Origin of the sequence: Amycolatopsis sp. FU40, assembly GCF_021903635.1 — a bacterium.
Classification (GTDB): Bacteria; Actinomycetota; Actinomycetes; order Mycobacteriales; family Pseudonocardiaceae; genus Amycolatopsis; species Amycolatopsis dendrobii.
The window spans coordinates 6,913,606-6,928,953 of record NZ_CP091381.1 but is presented as its reverse complement, the minus strand read 5'-3'; the positions used below and the strand labels follow the sequence as shown (position 1 = coordinate 6,928,953).

Here is a 15,348-nt window from a genome sequence, read left to right as displayed (position 1 = left end):
TACCGTGGCGGTATGTGCGTTTCCACTGGTGCGGGTCGTCGGCGATGAGCGCGGCTCAGCGGGCCGACGCCCGGGAGAACCGGGAGCGGATCGTCGAGATCGCCCGCGAAGCGATCGCCTCCTCGGGAGAACTGCGGCTGAACGCGGTGGCCAAGTCGGCCGGTGTCGGGCAGGGAACGCTCTACCGGCACTTCCCCACGCGCGAGGACCTGCTTGCCGAGGTGTACCGGCAGGAGGTGGAGGACTTGGTCGCGCTGGCTCCGGAACTGCTGGCTGCCAGCGAACCGGTCGAGGCGCTGTCGCGCTGGTTCGACCGGATCACCGAGTACGCACGAGTCAAGCGCGGCGTCTTCGCGGCACTGGAAACCGCAGTGTGGAAAGGCCTGTCCGAAGAAAGCCACGGCCCGCTCGGCGACGCCATCACGCTCCTGCTCGACGCAGGGAAGGCCGAAGGGGCCATCCGCCCCGACATCGACGCCCGCGACTTCTTCATCTTGTCCGGCTACCTGACGCGCCTGGACGAGGACGAGTGGGACACCCGCGCTCGGCACCTCTTGGACGTCTTGCTGCAAGGCGTCCTTTCCCGCTGACCCGCGGCTCATTGCGCCGAGCGACGGTCGGCGGGGGTGGCTTACCGGGTCGGTCGCGCTTGCCTTTCATGCAGAACCGGCGGATCGACGCTGGTGAGGTCTGCTTGCAGGGCAACGGATTCACGCGCTACCGCCGACGGTCGCGACGCGGTCGTGCGGCAAGCGTGCTGTGCTAGGCAACTTCGCGTGATGTGCCGCATGGTTGCGGGATGTGAGGGTTCCGTGGCGATCGGGGCAGGTCCGTTGCGCTAACGACGCCGCGTGATTGTCTGACGTGACGGCACCGTGACTATCGATGCGCCGCAGGCATGCCGCGCGAGATGACGCCACGTGATGCGGTGTGCTGCGCGGGTGTGCGTTGGTGCAGGCGCTGCAGTCGGCCGATTCTGTCGTGGGTGCCAATGTGGATTGGCAATCCCGGCGCGGAGCAGCGGTGTGCCGCAACGAGCGCAGTGGAGCACCGAGAAACCAGTGGCCGAGACAGCGATCGCAGTGGATGTGGCGTGGCCGGCGGTGACCCGGGGCGCGGCGAGTATCGCGGAGTGAGTGGAGCGCGTTGTGACCGTCGTGGACGGGCGCGGCGGGGTGCAGGGCAGCAGGTTCTGCCGAAAATGTAAGGAAATTCAGCGCGAGATCCGGCCGAAAAGCCGGGGCATCGGACGTGGTGTCCATATTGGACGGGCCGTTCGCGTGCGCGGCGGCCCGGTCCCCCAGATTTCCCCAGTGGTGGTGCTGTTGGTGTTTCAGTTCAGGAGGCGACGGCCAGCCGGACCCGGCGGTCGCGAGCGTACGAGACCAGTTCCCGGACCTCGTCGGTGGTGATGATGCGGACTGCGTCTTCCAGGATCTCGGCCGTGGCCACCTGCAGCGGCCAGGAACGCAGGCCGGGAGCGGGTTCGTGCCAGAACCACTGGCCTTGGGCGAGATCTTCGGCGGCGACGGTGGGTGCGTCGGTGTTCATGCCTGCAGCCTAACTTGCACCACCGACAGAAAATCGCTCTACCGGACATCCCGGGACAACCCTGGAGGAAGCGCAAGAAGTGAATGCGGATTCGGAGAAAGTTCCTGCTGGTCGAGAGGATGCGCGTGAGCTGGCGGGTGGCGTGGGTCACGCGGGGTTTCCCGGTCGGCGGGTGGGACGGGGGCCTGGTGCCAAAGTAAGGGGCTGGTGACCTGGCGCCTCTTGGCGGCGGGTTCAGGTGGATTTTGCACGGCCGGGCGGCCTGCCCTAGGCTTCGCCGGTCACCGCGCACACACCGGGGGTTTCCGGGACGAGAGGAACGGTGCGAATGGCTTTGCGCGACCCCGAGGCGTACCGCGATATCGATCTGCCGACGATTCTCCGGATGGAGCGGCGGCTTCCCTGGTACGGCTGGCCGCACCTGCCGTTGGGGCTGCTGGTCTGCGTGGCCGCGATCCTCGCCGCCTACCGGGTGCCGGTTTCGTATCACCTGACGACCGCGCTGGTCGCGGGTGGCGGGGTGGTCGGCGGGTTTTCCGGTTACGGCTGCGGGCTGGTCATGGTCAGCACTCCGGATCTGGTCCAGACCGGCTACCTGAACTGGCGGCGCACCCGGGTGCTGCGGGTGTTGCTCATCGTGCTCGGCGGGCTGTCCGCGGCATCGATGGTGGTCGTTGTCGCGTGCCACATTTCGTTGCTGGCGGGAGCTTCCGACGAGCATCCGTTCCGGCTTTCGGTGCAGGCCGGGTTGTATTTGGTGCTCGTCGTCGCCAACACCGTGCTCGCCGGGCTTGAGGCGTGGCAGTTGTCAAAGGTGCTGCGCGAGCCGGTTGCCGAGGCTGCCGCGGAACCGGCCGGGCCGGTGCGGGTTCGGCTTGGCTGAACTGTCTACATCGGACTGAGTCAGCGCCTGCGCAGCAGCACTTCTTGCGTCACTGAGGCAACGAGACGTCCGTCGGTGGTGAAGAATTCGCCGTGGGTCAGGCCTCGCGTGTTCGCGTAGCTGGGGCTTTCCATGTCGAACAGCAGCCATTCGTCCGCGCGGAACGGACGGTGGAACCACACCGCGTGGTCCAGCGACGTCAGTTGGGGTTCGCCCGGGTCGTCGCGGTGGGGCAGCAGGGCGGTGCCTGCCAGGCGGATGTCGGAGATGTAGGTGAGCGCGCAGACGTGCGCCAGCGGGGCGTCCGGCAGCGCGTCCTTCGCCCGGACCCAGATCTGCTGACGTGGGCCGCGGCCGGTGTCGGGCAGGCCGGTTTCCGGGCTGCTGACGAAGCGGACCTCGATGGCGGACAGCACGATCGGCGAGCGGTCCTGCTCGACGACGCCCGCCTCGTCCGGGGCTGGGACGTCCGGCATCCGCGCCTGGTGCGCACTGCTTTCCGCCTCGGTCTGGAACGACGCGGACAGGCTGAAAATGCTCTCGCCGTTCTGGATCGCGACGACCCGGCGCGTGGTGAACGAACCGCCGTCTCGAGTGCGCTCCACCTCGTAGATGATCGGCATGTCGGTGCGTCCGCCGCGGATGAAATAACCGTGCAGCGAGTGCACGTGCCGCGCCGCGGGCACGGTCGCGCCGGCCGCGGTGAGGGCCTGCGCCGCGACCTGACCGCCGAACGCCCGCTGCGGCGAACCCTGGTGGCACCAGCCGCGGAACAGGTTCAGCTCGAGCGGTTCGAGCTTCAGCAGCTGGTCTAGCCCGGTCCGGGTCGGATCGATCGTCGTCACCCGGCCAGTCTAAGCGCCTGCTCAGTCGCTGCGCGGTGTGAGCAGCGCCGCCACCGCGGCCGGATCCTCGACGTGCGCGTTGTGCCCGAGCCCGGACAGGACCACTGCCTCGGGAACAAGGGCCCGCAGTTGCTCGGGACGGCACATCGGATCGTTTTCCCCGGTGGCGAGCACCACCGGGCAGCGCGCGGCCGCCAGCAGGCTCGGCATTTCCGGGCGGCCGACGCCGAAGGCGGATGGATCAAGGGCCAGTCGCCAGCCGTCGGCGGTTTCGGTGACGCCGTCCGGGTCTGCCGGAGCCAGGCCGGTCAGCCCGGAGATCTTCAGATAGGCGGTTTCCGCCTCCTCTCGAGTGTCGAACAGCCGCGGCGGACGGGCTGCCATCGCTTCGGCGCGGGCAAGGTCGTCTTTGCTCCACTCCACCTTGATGCCCACTGCCAGCACACTGCTGACGTCGAGCCCGTAGCGGCCGTTCGCCAGTTCGAGCGCGACGACACCGCCGAGCGAATGGCCGACGACGGCGATCGGACCTGGCTCGTCCAGCGCCTCGGCGACCGCGGCCGCGAGCGCCTTGAACGTGTACTCGGGCAGTCGCGGCGAGCCGCCGTGGCCGGGCAGGTCCGGCGCGAGCAGTCGCTGGTCGAGCCGGCCGGCGAGGCCGTCCCAGACCGCGCCGGTGGCGCCGAGCCCGTGCAGGAGCAGGATCGGCGGTTCGCCTTCTCCGGTGACGCGCAGCTTCAGCTTTTCCACCGGACGGATCTTTCCGCAGGCGGCGGTCTCGGGGCTAGGGTCGAAACGTGTCGAGTGCTGTCATCGCCGACCCGGACACCTACGTCACGGGCGTGCCTTACGACCTGCTTGCCCGTCTGCGCCGGGAAACGCCGGTGACGCGGATCGACGATTTCTGGGCGGTGCTGCGCCACGCCGACGTACGGCACGTGCTCCGCACTCCGGCGGTGTTTTCGTCGCAGTCCGGCGGTACGCAGATCCGCGACCCGGCTACCGCGGAGGACCTGCGGTACGTGCGCCGAATGATGCTCAACATGGACCCGCCCGAGCACGGCAGACTGCGCGGGCTGCTCACGAAGGCGTTCACTCCGCGCGCGGTCGGCCGGATCACGGAACGGATCGAAGGCTGGGCACGGGATCTCGTCGCGGCGGTGGCCGATCGCGGCGAATGCGATTTCGCCAAGGACATCGCCGCCGATCTGCCGTTGCTCACGCTCGCCGAGGTGTTCGGCGTGCCCGAACAGGATCGCAGGCTGATGTTCGACTGGAGCAACCGCGTGATCGGCTTCCAGGACGCCGAATACGCGGTGAGCGCTACCGTCAACACCGACGATGTCACCGACCTCGCCCGTGCCGCGCTGGCCGTGCGCCCGGAACCCGGCCCGGACGGCCAGATGCCGGATCCGCGCAGCCGCGCCGGAATGCCGGACCTCTACGCCTACGCGCACGCGCTTGGCGAGCACAAACGCGAGCACCCCGGCGACGACGTGATGAGCAACCTGATGCACTACGTGGACGACGACGGCGGCCGCGTGTCGATCGAAGAGTTCGAGAACCTTTTCTGGCTGTTTTCGGTAGCGGGCAACGAAACCCTGCGCAACGGCCTTCCCGGCGGGATGGCCGCGTTGCTCGCGCATCCCGAGCAGTACCGCAAGCTTCTCGACGATCGAAGCCTGCTTCCCGGCGCGGTCGAAGAGATGCTGCGCTGGCACACGCCGGTGATGCACTTCCGCCGCACCGCGACCGAGGACACTCGACTGTCCGATGTGGACATCAAGGCTGGGGACAAGGTCGTGGTGTGGTTTTCCTCGGCCAACCGCGACGAGACGGTCTTTCCCGATCCGGACGTGTTCGACGTGACGCGTGCGCCGAGCGAGCACCTGACCTTCGGCCACGGCCCGCATTTCTGTCTCGGTTCGCACCTCGCGCGGATGCAGATGCGGGCGTTGTTCGCGGCGGTGTTCGACCAGCTCGGCGAGGTCCGGCTCGCGGGCGAACCCCGCCGGCTGCGGTCGAACTTCCAGAACGGGATCAAGAGCCTCCCGATCCGCTGGGACTGACCGGCTCAGCCGAAGCCGACGAGCGAGAGCCAGCGGTCGAGGTATTCGGTGTCGCCGATGCGGTGCGCGATCTCCGGCGACAGCCTGCCGTAGACCATCAGCAGCAGGTCGCCCAGCGGCGCGGCCGCGGTGACCGCCGCGTTCGCCGGCGGACCCGGATGCCAGGCCAGCTGATCGCCGGTCAGATCGACCGTCCAGGACGCCGTGTGGTCGGTCGGCGCGAGGTGGATCGTGCGGTCCGGGCCGAGCAGTGTGCGGCGTTCGGGAACGTACTCCAGCAATTGCGGCAGCGACCCGAGCTCCAGCCATTCCTCCATCGCATCGTGTGCGACTTCCGGCGAGACGGTGAATTCCCCGCCCGCGGCCAGCGTCGCGTCGGCGCGGTGGATCAGCGTCTCGTTCATGAACCGGCGCGCGTAGAACGCCGCCCGCGGCGGCCCGTTCGGGACCGGCGTGAATACCTCCGCGTCCGGACCCGCTTCGCGCAGCGTCGCCACCAACGCCTTCGCCCCGTCCACAAGCCACGACTCCGGTCGTGCGGTGTCCACCGGATTCCGGAGGTGGTCGTCGGGCAGCCAATGGCCGGCCCGCGTCCGCACGGTTTCCTCCGCCCACCGGTGCCCGGTGCTGACGTGGTCGAGCAACTGTCCGAGATTCCACTCCGGGCACGCCGCGACCCGCACCGTCCGGTCCGCGCCTTCGACGGCCGCGGTGAGCAGTTCCGTCTGCCGCAGGATCTCGGCGCAACGCTCGTGGAAGTCCATGGGGTGTCCTCTCCGGTTCAGATCCGCTGACACCAGACAGTCGGAGCCGACGCGGCCAACCAGACATCGCAGCCGGAGAAGCCGGGTTACTCCACGCTCCAGGCGTCTCCCCATTCCGCGTCGCGAGCGGCGCGGTACCGCACGCCGTGCCGCTTCGACACGACGGTGCCGGGCGCGAGCCCGTCGACGGTGCAGAGGTCGAGTTGCACGAACCCCTTGTGCTTGCGCGGATGCCGGATGATCCGGGCCGACGGACGGTCGACCGGTGCCGACGTGGCCGCCACGTACGAGAACTTCTCGTCCTCGAATCCCAGCGTGCCGGATTTGATCCGCCGGTGCACCCCGCTTCGGGGAAGCCGTGCGGAGAAGTGGCACCAGTCCTCGCCCGGTTTGATCGGGCAGACATCATCGTGCGGGCACGGTGCCACCACGCTGCGGCCCATCTCGCGCAAGACTTCGCGAGCCTCGCGGATCCGTGCGAACCCCGCTGGCGTGCCGGGCTCGATGAGCACGACCGTGCCAGCCTTCGCGGCGAGCCACTTGACGACGTCGGCACGGCCGCGTTCGGGAAGCTCGCCGAGGACGTACGACAGAGTGACCAGGTCGGCCTCCGGTGCCGCGGACGCGGAATCGACCAGCCCGCGCTGCCAGACCGCGGTGCGGACGGCTGGCTCATCGGCGCTCGCCGCTAGCTTGCGTCCCAGCGCCAGCGCGGCAGCCACCTGCTCCAGGACAGTGCACTTCTCCAGCGACGGCCAGACGTCGGCAGCGGCCCACACGGCTGCTCCGGTGCCGCCGCCGATGTCGACGTGCGTCTTCGGGACGAATCCGGGGGCTGCGGCAGCCACCTCGCCCAGCACCGCGCTGACTGCCGCGTACGTCGCTGGCATCCGGTACCCGGCATACGCGGCGACATCCAGCTCCGAGGAGAGGATCGGCGACGTCGCCGAGTCGCCTTGTCGATAACGCTTGCTGAGCCGGTCCACGGCCTGCGCGAGCCGGGATTCGGGGAACCGGGCCAGCTCGTCGTCGAGGGCGGCGCGGAGAGCTTCGGGAAGTACTGCCACGGACAACGATTCTCCCATGCCCGTTTTGTCCTCCGAGGTTCGCCTGACCTGCTAGTTTCGCGACCAGAAAAAAAGTTCGAAGACCTTGTCGATCCGGCCCCGGCCCGTTCGACGCAGTGGTGGAAGCAAGCCGAGAGCGAAGGGGAACCGAAGATGCGATTCATGGTGATCATGAAGGCCAGCGAAGAGAGCGAAGCCGGCCAGATGCCCAGCACCGAACTGCTCGCCGAGATGGGCAAGTTCAACGAGGAACTCGTGAAGGCCGGCGTGATGCTCGCGGGCGAGGGGCTGGCTCCGAGCTCCGAGGGAGCCAGGGTGAAGTTCTCCGGGGACAGCGAGCCCAGCGTGGTCGACGGTCCGTTCGCCGAGACCAAGGAGCTGATCGCCGGGTTCTGGATCCTCCAGGTCCGTTCGCTCGAGGAAGCCGTGGAGTGGATCAAGCGGGTGCCCAACACCGACGGGGCGCACCACGAGATCGAGATCCGGCGGATCTTCGACGCCGAGGACTTCGGCGACAACCTCACCCCGGAGCTGCGCGAGGCCGAAGAGAAGCTGCGCGAGCAGGCTGCGCAGAACTGATGCGGTTCATGGTGCTGGTGAAAGCCAGTCAGGAATCGGAAGCGGGAGCCGCGCCGAGCGCCGAATTGATCGAGCAGATGGGCCGGTTCAACGAGGACCTCGCCGCATCCGGTCACCTCGTGCAGGCCGCCGGGCTGACGCCTAGCGCGGAAGGCGCCCGGCTGCTGTGGTTCGACGGCGACGCGGAGCCGAGCGTGGTCGACGGCCCGTTCGCCGAGACCAAGGAACTCGTCGCGGGCGTGTGGATCCTGGAGGGGGAGTCGCTCGCCGAAATCGTCGAGCTGATGAAGCGGGCGCCCAATCCGGACCGGCGGGCGGGCACCGTCGAGATCCGTCCGATGGCGGGCGAGCTCTGACGCCGCGCCCGCCCGAGGGTTGCCTCGGGCGGGCCGGGCCGGTCTGATGGGCCGGTGGACACGCGAAGTGCGGTAGAGGCCGTTTGGCGGATCGAGTCGGCGCGGGTGATCGCCGGCCTCGCGCGGATGACCCGCGACGTGGGCCTCGCGGAGGAACTGGCGCAGGACGCGCTCGTCGCCGCGCTCGAACAGTGGCCGGAGACCGGGGTGCCGCGCAACCCTGGCGCCTGGCTGATGACCATCGCGAAGCGGCGGGCCATCGACCTGTTCCGGCGGAACGAAACCCTCGGCCGCAAGCTCGACGAGATCGGCCGGGAAGCCGAACAGCTCGGCGAGGGCGTGCTGCCGGACTTCGACGCGGTGCTCGACGACGAGCAGATCGAGGACGACCTGCTGCGGCTGGTGTTCACCGCGTGCCATCCGGTGCTGTCCACCCAGGCGCGGGTGGCGCTCACGCTGCGCATGCTCGGCGGGCTCAGCACCGACGAGATCGCCCGCGCGTTCCTGGTGAAGGAATCCACTGTCGCGCAACGCATCGTGCGGGCGAAGAAGACGCTCGCCGAGGCCAAGGTGCCGTTCGAAACGCCGGTCGGCGACGAGCGCGTGGCTCGGGTCCCGGCCGTGCTCGAAGTGATCTACCTGATCTTCAACGAGGGCTACTCCGCCACGCGCGGCGACGACTGGATGCGGCCCGCGCTGTGCGAGGACGCGTTGCGGCTCGGCCGGGTGCTGGCCGGTCTGATGCCCGCCGAACCGGAAGTGCACGGACTGGTCGCGCTGATGGAGATCCAGGCGTCGCGCTCGGCGGCGCGTACCGGTCCGAACGGCGAACCCGTGCTGTTGATGGACCAGGACCGCAGCCGTTGGGACCGCCTGCTGATCCAACGCGGGCTCACCGCGCTGGCCCGGTCCGAACGGCTGGCGGACGGAACGTACGGGCCGTATTCCGCGCAGGCCGCGATAGCCGCGTGCCACGCCATCGCGGTTACGCCGGAGGAGACCGACTGGGCGCGGATCGCGGCGCTGTACGCGGGTCTTGCGCAGCTCACGCCGTCTCCGGTGATCGAGCTGAACCGGGCCGTCGCGGTCTCGATGGCGGAGGGACCGGAAGCCGGGCTGGCGCTGGTGGACAAATTGCTGACTGAGCCCGCGCTGAAGAATTACCACCTGCTGCCGAGCGTGCGCGGTGACTTTCTGTACAAACTGGGCCGCCGGGACGAGGCGCGCGCCGAGTTCGAGCGCGCGGCGAAGATGACCGGCAACGAGCGGGAGCGCGTGCTGCTGCTGGAGCGGGCCGAGTCGTGCAGCAAGCTGGAAGCGGGAACGAGGTAGCGGGGCACCGTGCGGTGCGGCAGTGATCGACATGCCCGCAACGATCCGCCACCGGGCCGACAATTCCCGGTGGCACTGCCACCCATCCCCAGGGTTGTCCACAAGTCGACACGCCTGTGGACAACCTGTTTTCGCAGGTAGCGACGACGGAAATTGGCTGCCCGACTCGATCCCGTGAATGGCCTCAGCGGTGTCGGACGTGCCTGCGGTCCCGGCTGCCGACGCGCCCAGTTCCGCATCCCCGGGCCGCTGGTCCGATGTCTCCGAACGCTCCGCCCGAACGGTCTCAGCGGTTTCGGACGTACCCGAGCCGCATCGACAACGCGGCCGCCGTCCCGGCCACCGTCGCGCCCAGTTCGTCCGCCCGGCGCATCACCCGCGGCGCGGGCCCGGCAACGCTGATCGCCGCGATCGGACGGCCCGAGTGGTCCCGGACGGCCGCCGCGACGCAGCCGACGTCCGGCTCGTTCTCCAGGTCGTCCACGGCCCAGCCGCGACGCCGCGTGCGCGCCAGCTCGTCCAGCAGCCGGACCGGGTCGTTGATGGTCTTGAGGGTGAGGCTGTCCAGCTTCATCCGGCGCACGCGCTCCACCCGGTCAGCCTCCGGCAAGGCGGCCAGCCAGGCCTTGCCCAGCGACGTCGCGTGCTGCGGCCGCCGGGTGCCGAGGCGGCAGGACAACGTGACCGCGCTGGCGCTGCGCTCGGTCGCGACGTAGACCATCGCGTCGTTGTCCGGCACCGCGAGGTACGTCGTCTCTCCGGAACGTTCGGCCAGCGCGGTGAGATACCGCGGCGCGCAGCGGTGCAGGTCGGTCGCCGCCATCGCGCGGGCGCCCAATTCGACCAGCCGGGTGCCGAGCCGCACGCGTCCGGTGACGGTGTCCGCCTCCAGGTACTCCAGCCGCTTCAGCGTGCCGACGATCCGGTAGGCGGCGCTGCGGGACAACCCCAGTTGCCGGGCGAGCGCGTTCGTGGAAATTTCCTGGTGCTGGCCGACGTGTTCGAGCACCGCCAGCCCGCGCTCCAGGGTGCCGCTTTGGTCCAGCCCGCGTGCTGCTGCGTCCACGTTCGCCCTCCGCCTGTCGCTCTGCGTTCCCGGTCACCGGTGCGTGGTGCCATCAAGCGGGGTTGGACGCTAACACCTCCGATGTATGGACGGAAGATCTTGACCGATCTCTGTCATTGGGCAAGGTCAAGGTTGCGCCGAATGGTTCAACCTCCGATCGGTAAGACTGCTTACAAAGGGTAACGGAGACTGGAGTCACCCTCTCAGGAAAATCACAGCGCTCGTGCCGCACGGTTTGTCGTGATGTCAACACGTCTGCGCACCCGGGCGTCGGTCGCCGCCGGGCGGATGACCGCGTGGTTTTCCCGTACCGCCCGGTTGGGCCGCGGCGGGGTGATCGGCGGCCGCGTCACGCTGCGGCTCGACCCCAAGGCGCTGCGCAGGCTCGGCCGCGATCGCACGGTCGTGATCGTCACCGGCACGAACGGCAAGACCACCACGTCGCTGATGCTGACCCGCGCGCTCGAAGCGCTCGCCGAGGTCGCGCACAACGGCGACGGAGCGAACATGCCCGACGGTCTCGTGGCCGCGCTCGCCGCCCGCCCGGACGCGCCGTACGCGGTGCTTGAGGTGGACGAAACCTACGTTCCGTGGGTGGCCGAGCAGGTGCAGCCCGCGGCGCTCGTGCTGCTCAATCTCAGCCGTGACCAGCTCGACCGCGTCGGCGAGGTCCGGATGATGGAGCGCGACCTCCGTGCCGCCTTCGCCGGGCTGTCGCGCACGGTCGTGGTCGCGAACTGCGACGACGTGCTGGTCACGTCAGCGGCCTCGGCGGCGGCGCGCCCGGTGTGGGTCGGCACCGGACGGCGCTGGTCGGGCGATTCCGTCTCCTGCCCGCGCTGCGGCGGCGCGATCACGCACACCGATCGCGAATGGCGGTGCGCGGTGTGCGCTTTCGCCCGCCCGGAGCCGACCTGGAACCTCGACGGCGACCTGGTCCACACGCCCGGCGGCAGGCAAGTCGACCTCGACCTGCGGCTGCCCGGCGAGGCCAACCGGGCCAACGCGGCTCTCGCGCTCGCTGCCGCGCACTGCGTAGGCGTGCCGCCGCACACCGCCGCGGCTCGGCTGCGCACAATCACCGACATCGGCGGCCGCTACCGCACGATTCGCCGCACGCGGCATTCAGTTCGGCTCATGCTTGCGAAAAACCCGGCTGGCTGGGCCGAAACGTTGCGTGTGCTCGACGAGGACACTCCGGTCGTCGTCGCGGTCAACGCGCACGAGGCGGACGGCCGTGACCTGTCGTGGCTCTGGGACGTGCACTTCGAGCGGTTGCGCGGCCGTCAGGTCGTCGTGGCCGGCGAGCGGTCCGCGGATCTCGCGGTGCGGCTTTGCTATGCCGAGGTGCCGCATTGGTCGGCCCCGGACCCGGTCAGCGCGATCGACACGCTGCCGCCGGGCGGGGTCGAACTCGTCGCGAACTACACCGCCTTCCGTGACCTGGTGGACCGGTTGCCCGATGTCTGATTCGACCGTCGGAATCGGCCTTTTGCTGCCCGAGGTGCTGGGGACGTACGGCGATTCCGGGAACGCGCAAGTGCTCTGCAAACGCTTGCAGTGGCGCGGTTACGACGCCGAGGTGGTGCCGGTTTCGCTGGACTCCGAGGTTCCGTCCACTTTGGACCTCTACCTGCTCGGCGGCGGCGAGGACATGGCGCAGGTGCTGGCCGCGGACTTCCTGCGCAACTCGGCTGGCCTGCGGAGCGCGGCGGACGCTGGACGTCCGGTGTTCGGGGTGTGCGCTGGTCTGCAGATTCTCGGCACGCGCTTCCGCGGCGTCGACGGCATCGAACACGCTGGGCTGGGGCTGCTCGACCTGGTCACCGAGCCGGCGGAGCAGCGTGCGGTGGCTGAGCTGATCGTCGAACCGAACCTGCTTGAGACGCCGTTGACCGGCTTCGAGAACCATCAGGGCGCGAGCGTGCTCGGCCCGGGCAGCGCACCGCTGGGCCGCGTCGTCCGGGGCACCGGCAACGGCGACGGCAGCGAGGGCGCGGTCACCGATCACGTTCTCGGCACCTACCTCCACGGCCCGGCGCTGGCGCGCAATCCCGAGCTTGCTGACCTGCTGTTGTCGTGGGTGCTCGGCCATGCGCTGAAGCCGTTGGACCTGACTGAGGTGGACACGCTGCGCTCGGAACGGCTGGCCGCGCGCCGCGCCCGATGACGTCCCTCCGCGCTCGTTACGCTGCGTGCGTGAGACTTCTCGCTGCCGCAGGTGTCCGAATGCGGACAACCGGGGTTGCCGTGCTCGCGCTCGCGTTGGCCATCGCGACCGCGTGCGTCGTCGTGGTGCTGTTGCTGCAACAGTCCCTCGACCGAAGCGTCACCGAGAGCGCGCGAAGTACCGCGCGGCAGGTTGCTGTCCAACTCGTGCGCGCGGGCGCGCGAGATCTATCTCCGAGCGACGTCGCGAGCACTGGGGACACCGAAGCCGTGACGCAGGTCCTCGGGCCGCGAAGCACGCCGATCGCGAGCGACCCGGCGATCGTCGGCCGTCCGGCCATCACCGCTGCGCGCCCGGCTCCGGGACAGGAGACCGTCGAGACGCTGCCGCTCGGCTTAGACGGCGACGGCAGCGACTACCGCTTGGTCTCGGAAGGCGTCAACGGGCCGGGCGGACCGTTCACCGTCATCTCCGCCCGGTCCCTTGAGCCGGTCACTGAAGCCTCTGCTCGGCTTACGCTGCTGCTAGGGCTGATCTCGCTGCCGCTGCTCGGTATCGCTGGCTTCGCGGTGTACCGCTCTGTCGGATCCGCGCTGCGCCCAGTGGAGCGGATGCGGCGCACTGTCGCCGAGATTTCGACGCGCGACCTCGCGTTGCGCGTACCGCTGCCTCCTGGAGGCGACGAGGTGCACCGGCTTGCTGTCACGCTCAACGAGATGCTTGAGCGGCTTGGGTCCGCACAGGCCGCGCAACGCCGTTTCGTCGCCGACGCGAGTCACGAACTGCGCTCGCCGCTGTCGACCATCAGCACCGCGCTAGACGTTTCGAACCAGCACCCCGAGACCACCGACGAATTGGTGCCGGTGATCACGCGCGAGACCGCGCGCCTGCGGGAGCTGGTCGACGACCTACTGATGCTCGCGCGCACCGACGACGCCACCGACCGGCCCGCACGTACTGAAGTCGATCTGGACGACATCGTCCGTGCCGAAGCCGAACGCGTACGCGGCGAAGCGGCTGTCGAGATCGAAGTGCGCGCAGGGCCGGCGAAGGTGCGTGGCAACGAGGCGCAGCTGCGTCGCGCCGTACGCAACCTCGTCGACAACGCATGCGGGCACGCGCGCGAGCGGATCCGGATTGCGAGCTCGGTGCAAGATGAGATGGTCGTAGTGGAGGTGAGCGACGACGGCCCGGGCGTCGCCGAAGACGACCGGGAGCGAGTGTTCGAGCGGTTTGTGCGGCTGGATGCTTCGCGACGACGCGGCGGGACCGGGCTGGGCCTGTCGATCGTGGCCGGCATCGCGGCCCGGCACGGCGGCCGCGCGCGGTACGTCGACGTGGCCGACCCGAGTTACCCGGGCGCGCATTTCGTGATCGAACTGCCGAGCATCGAACTGCCCCGGATCGAGGAGGACTGAGCATGCGGTTGCTGATCGTGGAGGACGAGCTGGAGTTCGCCGAAACCCTTCGCCGCGGCCTGGTCGCCGAGGGATTCACGGTGAACGTGGCGCACACCGGCCGGGACGGGCTCTGGTCGGCGATGGAGCACGATTACGACGCCGTGGTGCTCGACATCATGCTTCCCGAGCTTTCCGGCTACGAAGTGCTGAAACGCTTGCGGGCGGCGGAAAATTGGACTCCGGTGCTCATGCTCACGGCGAAGGACGGCGAGTACGACGAGGCTGACGCGTTCGATCTCGGCGCGGACGACTATCTCTCGAAACCGTTCTCGTTCGTCGTTCTGCTGGCTCGGCTGCGGGCATTGCTTCGACGGGGCGCACCGGCTCGCCCGGCGGTGCTGACCGCGGGGGATCTGCGGCTCGACCCGGCCGCGCGCACTGTCCACAGAGGAGAGACGCGGATCGAGCTGACCGCGCGGGAATTCGGGCTGCTGGAGTTTCTGCTGCGGCGGCAAGGAGCGGCGCTGACCAAGAACGAGATCCTCGGGCACGTGTGGGACGCGCATTACGAGGGGGACGAGAACGTGGTCGAGGTTTACGTGGGGTATTTGCGGCGGAAGATCGACGCGCCGTTCGGGACGCGGACGATCGAAACGGTGCGCGGGGTGGGCTACCGGCTCGTCGGATGAGCGGACACGTCATCCTCCTCAACGGCACGTCCAGTTCCGGCAAGTCGAGTATCGCGGCGGAACTGCTGGATTTGCTGCCGGGTCCGTATTTCTCCCTGCCGAGGGACGCGGTCAACAGCATGCGATCGCGGGCGCAGACGCCCGAATTCGGCACGCCGGAGTTCGACAAGGTTTTCGAACGGACTGTGCGCGGCTACCACCGAATGCTGGCCGGGCTCGCGGCGGCGGGCAACGGCGTGATCGCAGACCACGTACTCCGGCCGCATTGGCTCGCCGATTGCCTGGAAGTGTTGCAGGAGCAGGAAGTCACTTTCGTCGGCGTGCATTGCCCGCTGCCGGAGCTGCAACGACGCGAGCGGGTGCGAGGCGACCGCCCCGCCGGTCTGGCGGAGCGGCAGTATCCGATCGTGCACGCCCATGGCGATTACGACGTGGAGTGCGACACGTCAGTGCACAGCCCCCGGGAATGCGCGCGAATCATCGCGGACTTCATCGCGACTCCCAACCGTTCCGAAGCATTCCGTCGATTAAATTCGGCCAAGGATCTGCGCCCGCATCAGTGAAATGCCAGCGGCCC

At 69.0% G+C, this 15,348-nt stretch carries 17 protein-coding genes; 11 read left to right on the top strand and 6 right to left on the bottom strand.

What is annotated here, in order from left to right:
• Positions 1-44: 44 nt before the first annotated feature.
• Positions 45-590 (top strand): TetR/AcrR family transcriptional regulator, encoded by a 546-nt coding sequence (locus L3Q65_RS32535; protein ID WP_182896472.1) that lies wholly within the window; start codon positions 45-47, stop codon positions 588-590.
• 748 nt (positions 591-1,338) lie between these two features.
• On the opposite strand, the gene L3Q65_RS32530 is transcribed toward L3Q65_RS32535, so the two are convergent.
• Positions 1,339-1,551 carry a hypothetical protein gene (locus L3Q65_RS32530; RefSeq protein ID WP_009084161.1) on the bottom strand — a complete coding sequence of 71 codons (213 nt, stop codon included), beginning with the start codon at positions 1,549-1,551 and terminating at the stop codon, positions 1,339-1,341.
• 328 nt (positions 1,552-1,879) lie between these two features.
• Between L3Q65_RS32530 and L3Q65_RS32525 the strand changes: the two genes are divergently transcribed.
• Positions 1,880-2,434, top strand: coding sequence for a hypothetical protein (locus L3Q65_RS32525; RefSeq protein ID WP_237597445.1), 555 nt, complete (start codon positions 1,880-1,882; stop codon positions 2,432-2,434).
• 20 nt (positions 2,435-2,454) lie between these two features.
• Here L3Q65_RS32525 and L3Q65_RS32520 read toward each other — a convergent pair whose 3' ends face one another.
• Both L3Q65_RS32520 and L3Q65_RS32515 read right to left on the bottom strand, forming a co-directional pair.
• The gene (locus L3Q65_RS32520) at positions 2,455-3,279 is read right to left on the bottom strand and encodes an acyl-CoA thioesterase II (protein ID WP_037808080.1); all 825 of its coding nucleotides are present in this window, start codon (positions 3,277-3,279) and stop codon (positions 2,455-2,457) included.
• A 21-nt stretch (positions 3,280-3,300) separates the two neighbouring features.
• Positions 3,301-4,029, bottom strand: coding sequence for an alpha/beta fold hydrolase (locus tag L3Q65_RS32515; protein ID WP_182896403.1), 729 nt, complete (start codon positions 4,027-4,029; stop codon positions 3,301-3,303).
• A 47-nt stretch (positions 4,030-4,076) separates the two neighbouring features.
• Here L3Q65_RS32515 and L3Q65_RS32510 point away from each other — a divergent pair, with 47 nt between their 5' ends.
• A complete protein-coding gene (locus tag L3Q65_RS32510; protein WP_182896404.1) occupies positions 4,077-5,348 on the top strand; it encodes a cytochrome P450 in 1,272 nt (423 codons plus the stop codon).
• A gap of 5 nt (positions 5,349-5,353) precedes the next feature.
• Here the strand turns inward: L3Q65_RS32510 and L3Q65_RS32505 are convergent, their stop codons facing one another.
• Complete coding sequence (locus L3Q65_RS32505; protein ID WP_237597444.1) at positions 5,354-6,112, bottom strand: maleylpyruvate isomerase family mycothiol-dependent enzyme; 759 nt, start codon at positions 6,110-6,112, stop codon at positions 5,354-5,356.
• Between the two features lie 86 nt (positions 6,113-6,198).
• The gene (locus L3Q65_RS32500; RefSeq protein ID WP_370648136.1) at positions 6,199-7,197 is read right to left on the bottom strand and encodes a small ribosomal subunit Rsm22 family protein; all 999 of its coding nucleotides are present in this window, start codon (positions 7,195-7,197) and stop codon (positions 6,199-6,201) included.
• A 135-nt stretch (positions 7,198-7,332) separates the two neighbouring features.
• Between L3Q65_RS32500 and L3Q65_RS32495 the strand changes: the two genes are divergently transcribed.
• Genes L3Q65_RS32495 through L3Q65_RS32485 form a run of 3 tightly spaced genes read left to right on the top strand, consistent with a single transcriptional unit; the run spans position 7,333 to position 9,446 of the window.
• Positions 7,333-7,758, top strand: coding sequence for a YciI family protein (locus L3Q65_RS32495; protein ID WP_043827215.1), 426 nt, complete (start codon positions 7,333-7,335; stop codon positions 7,756-7,758).
• Entirely contained in the window at positions 7,758-8,114 is a 357-nt protein-coding gene (locus L3Q65_RS32490) for a YciI family protein (protein ID WP_182896406.1), read from the top strand. The genes L3Q65_RS32495 and L3Q65_RS32490 overlap by 1 nt, the downstream gene beginning before the upstream one ends.
• Positions 8,115-8,168: 54 nt before the next feature.
• Complete coding sequence (locus L3Q65_RS32485; protein ID WP_370648135.1) at positions 8,169-9,446, top strand: RNA polymerase sigma factor; 1,278 nt, start codon at positions 8,169-8,171, stop codon at positions 9,444-9,446.
• Between the two features lie 286 nt (positions 9,447-9,732).
• Here L3Q65_RS32485 and L3Q65_RS32480 read toward each other — a convergent pair whose 3' ends face one another.
• Entirely contained in the window at positions 9,733-10,512 is a 780-nt protein-coding gene (locus tag L3Q65_RS32480) for an IclR family transcriptional regulator (protein ID WP_081684630.1), read from the bottom strand.
• A 243-nt stretch (positions 10,513-10,755) separates the two neighbouring features.
• Between L3Q65_RS32480 and L3Q65_RS32475 the strand changes: the two genes are divergently transcribed.
• Genes L3Q65_RS32475 through L3Q65_RS32455 form a run of 5 tightly spaced genes read left to right on the top strand, consistent with a single transcriptional unit; the run spans position 10,756 to position 15,334 of the window.
• Positions 10,756-11,982, top strand: coding sequence for a MurT ligase domain-containing protein (locus L3Q65_RS32475; protein WP_182896408.1), 1,227 nt, complete (start codon positions 10,756-10,758; stop codon positions 11,980-11,982).
• The gene (locus tag L3Q65_RS32470; protein WP_182896409.1) at positions 11,975-12,682 is read left to right on the top strand and encodes a type 1 glutamine amidotransferase; all 708 of its coding nucleotides are present in this window, start codon (positions 11,975-11,977) and stop codon (positions 12,680-12,682) included. Before L3Q65_RS32475 ends, L3Q65_RS32470 begins: the two co-directional genes overlap by 8 nt.
• 59 nt (positions 12,683-12,741) lie before the next feature.
• Positions 12,742-14,100, top strand: coding sequence for a HAMP domain-containing sensor histidine kinase (locus L3Q65_RS32465; protein ID WP_182896410.1), 1,359 nt, complete (start codon positions 12,742-12,744; stop codon positions 14,098-14,100).
• Between the two features lie 2 nt (positions 14,101-14,102).
• Positions 14,103-14,771, top strand: a complete 669-nt coding sequence (locus L3Q65_RS32460; protein ID WP_037354559.1) for a response regulator transcription factor — start codon at positions 14,103-14,105, stop codon at positions 14,769-14,771.
• The gene (locus L3Q65_RS32455; RefSeq protein WP_237597442.1) at positions 14,768-15,334 is read left to right on the top strand and encodes a chloramphenicol phosphotransferase CPT family protein; all 567 of its coding nucleotides are present in this window, start codon (positions 14,768-14,770) and stop codon (positions 15,332-15,334) included. Before L3Q65_RS32460 ends, L3Q65_RS32455 begins: the two co-directional genes overlap by 4 nt.
• The last annotated feature ends 14 nt before the right edge of the window (positions 15,335-15,348 follow it).

Excerpts from the sequence above, each read along its gene's own strand:
- L3Q65_RS32535 (WP_182896472.1), top strand. The coding sequence starts at position 45 with ATGAGCGCGGCTCAGCGGGCCGACGCCCGGGAGAACCGGGAGCGGATC.
- L3Q65_RS32530 (WP_009084161.1), bottom strand. The coding sequence starts at position 1,551 with ATGAACACCGACGCACCCACCGTCGCCGCCGAAGATCTCGCCCAAGGC.
- L3Q65_RS32525 (WP_237597445.1), top strand. The coding sequence starts at position 1,880 with ATGGCTTTGCGCGACCCCGAGGCGTACCGCGATATCGATCTGCCGACG.
- L3Q65_RS32505 (WP_237597444.1), bottom strand. The coding sequence starts at position 6,112 with ATGGACTTCCACGAGCGTTGCGCCGAGATCCTGCGGCAGACGGAACTG.
- L3Q65_RS32500 (WP_370648136.1), bottom strand. The coding sequence starts at position 7,197 with ATGGGAGAATCGTTGTCCGTGGCAGTACTTCCCGAAGCTCTCCGCGCC.
- L3Q65_RS32495 (WP_043827215.1), top strand. The coding sequence starts at position 7,333 with ATGCGATTCATGGTGATCATGAAGGCCAGCGAAGAGAGCGAAGCCGGC.
- L3Q65_RS32490 (WP_182896406.1), top strand. The coding sequence starts at position 7,758 with ATGCGGTTCATGGTGCTGGTGAAAGCCAGTCAGGAATCGGAAGCGGGA.
- L3Q65_RS32475 (WP_182896408.1), top strand. The coding sequence starts at position 10,756 with ATGTCAACACGTCTGCGCACCCGGGCGTCGGTCGCCGCCGGGCGGATG.
- L3Q65_RS32470 (WP_182896409.1), top strand. The coding sequence starts at position 11,975 with ATGTCTGATTCGACCGTCGGAATCGGCCTTTTGCTGCCCGAGGTGCTG.
- L3Q65_RS32465 (WP_182896410.1), top strand. The coding sequence starts at position 12,742 with ATGCGGACAACCGGGGTTGCCGTGCTCGCGCTCGCGTTGGCCATCGCG.
- L3Q65_RS32460 (WP_037354559.1), top strand. The coding sequence starts at position 14,103 with ATGCGGTTGCTGATCGTGGAGGACGAGCTGGAGTTCGCCGAAACCCTT.
- L3Q65_RS32455 (WP_237597442.1), top strand. The coding sequence starts at position 14,768 with ATGAGCGGACACGTCATCCTCCTCAACGGCACGTCCAGTTCCGGCAAG.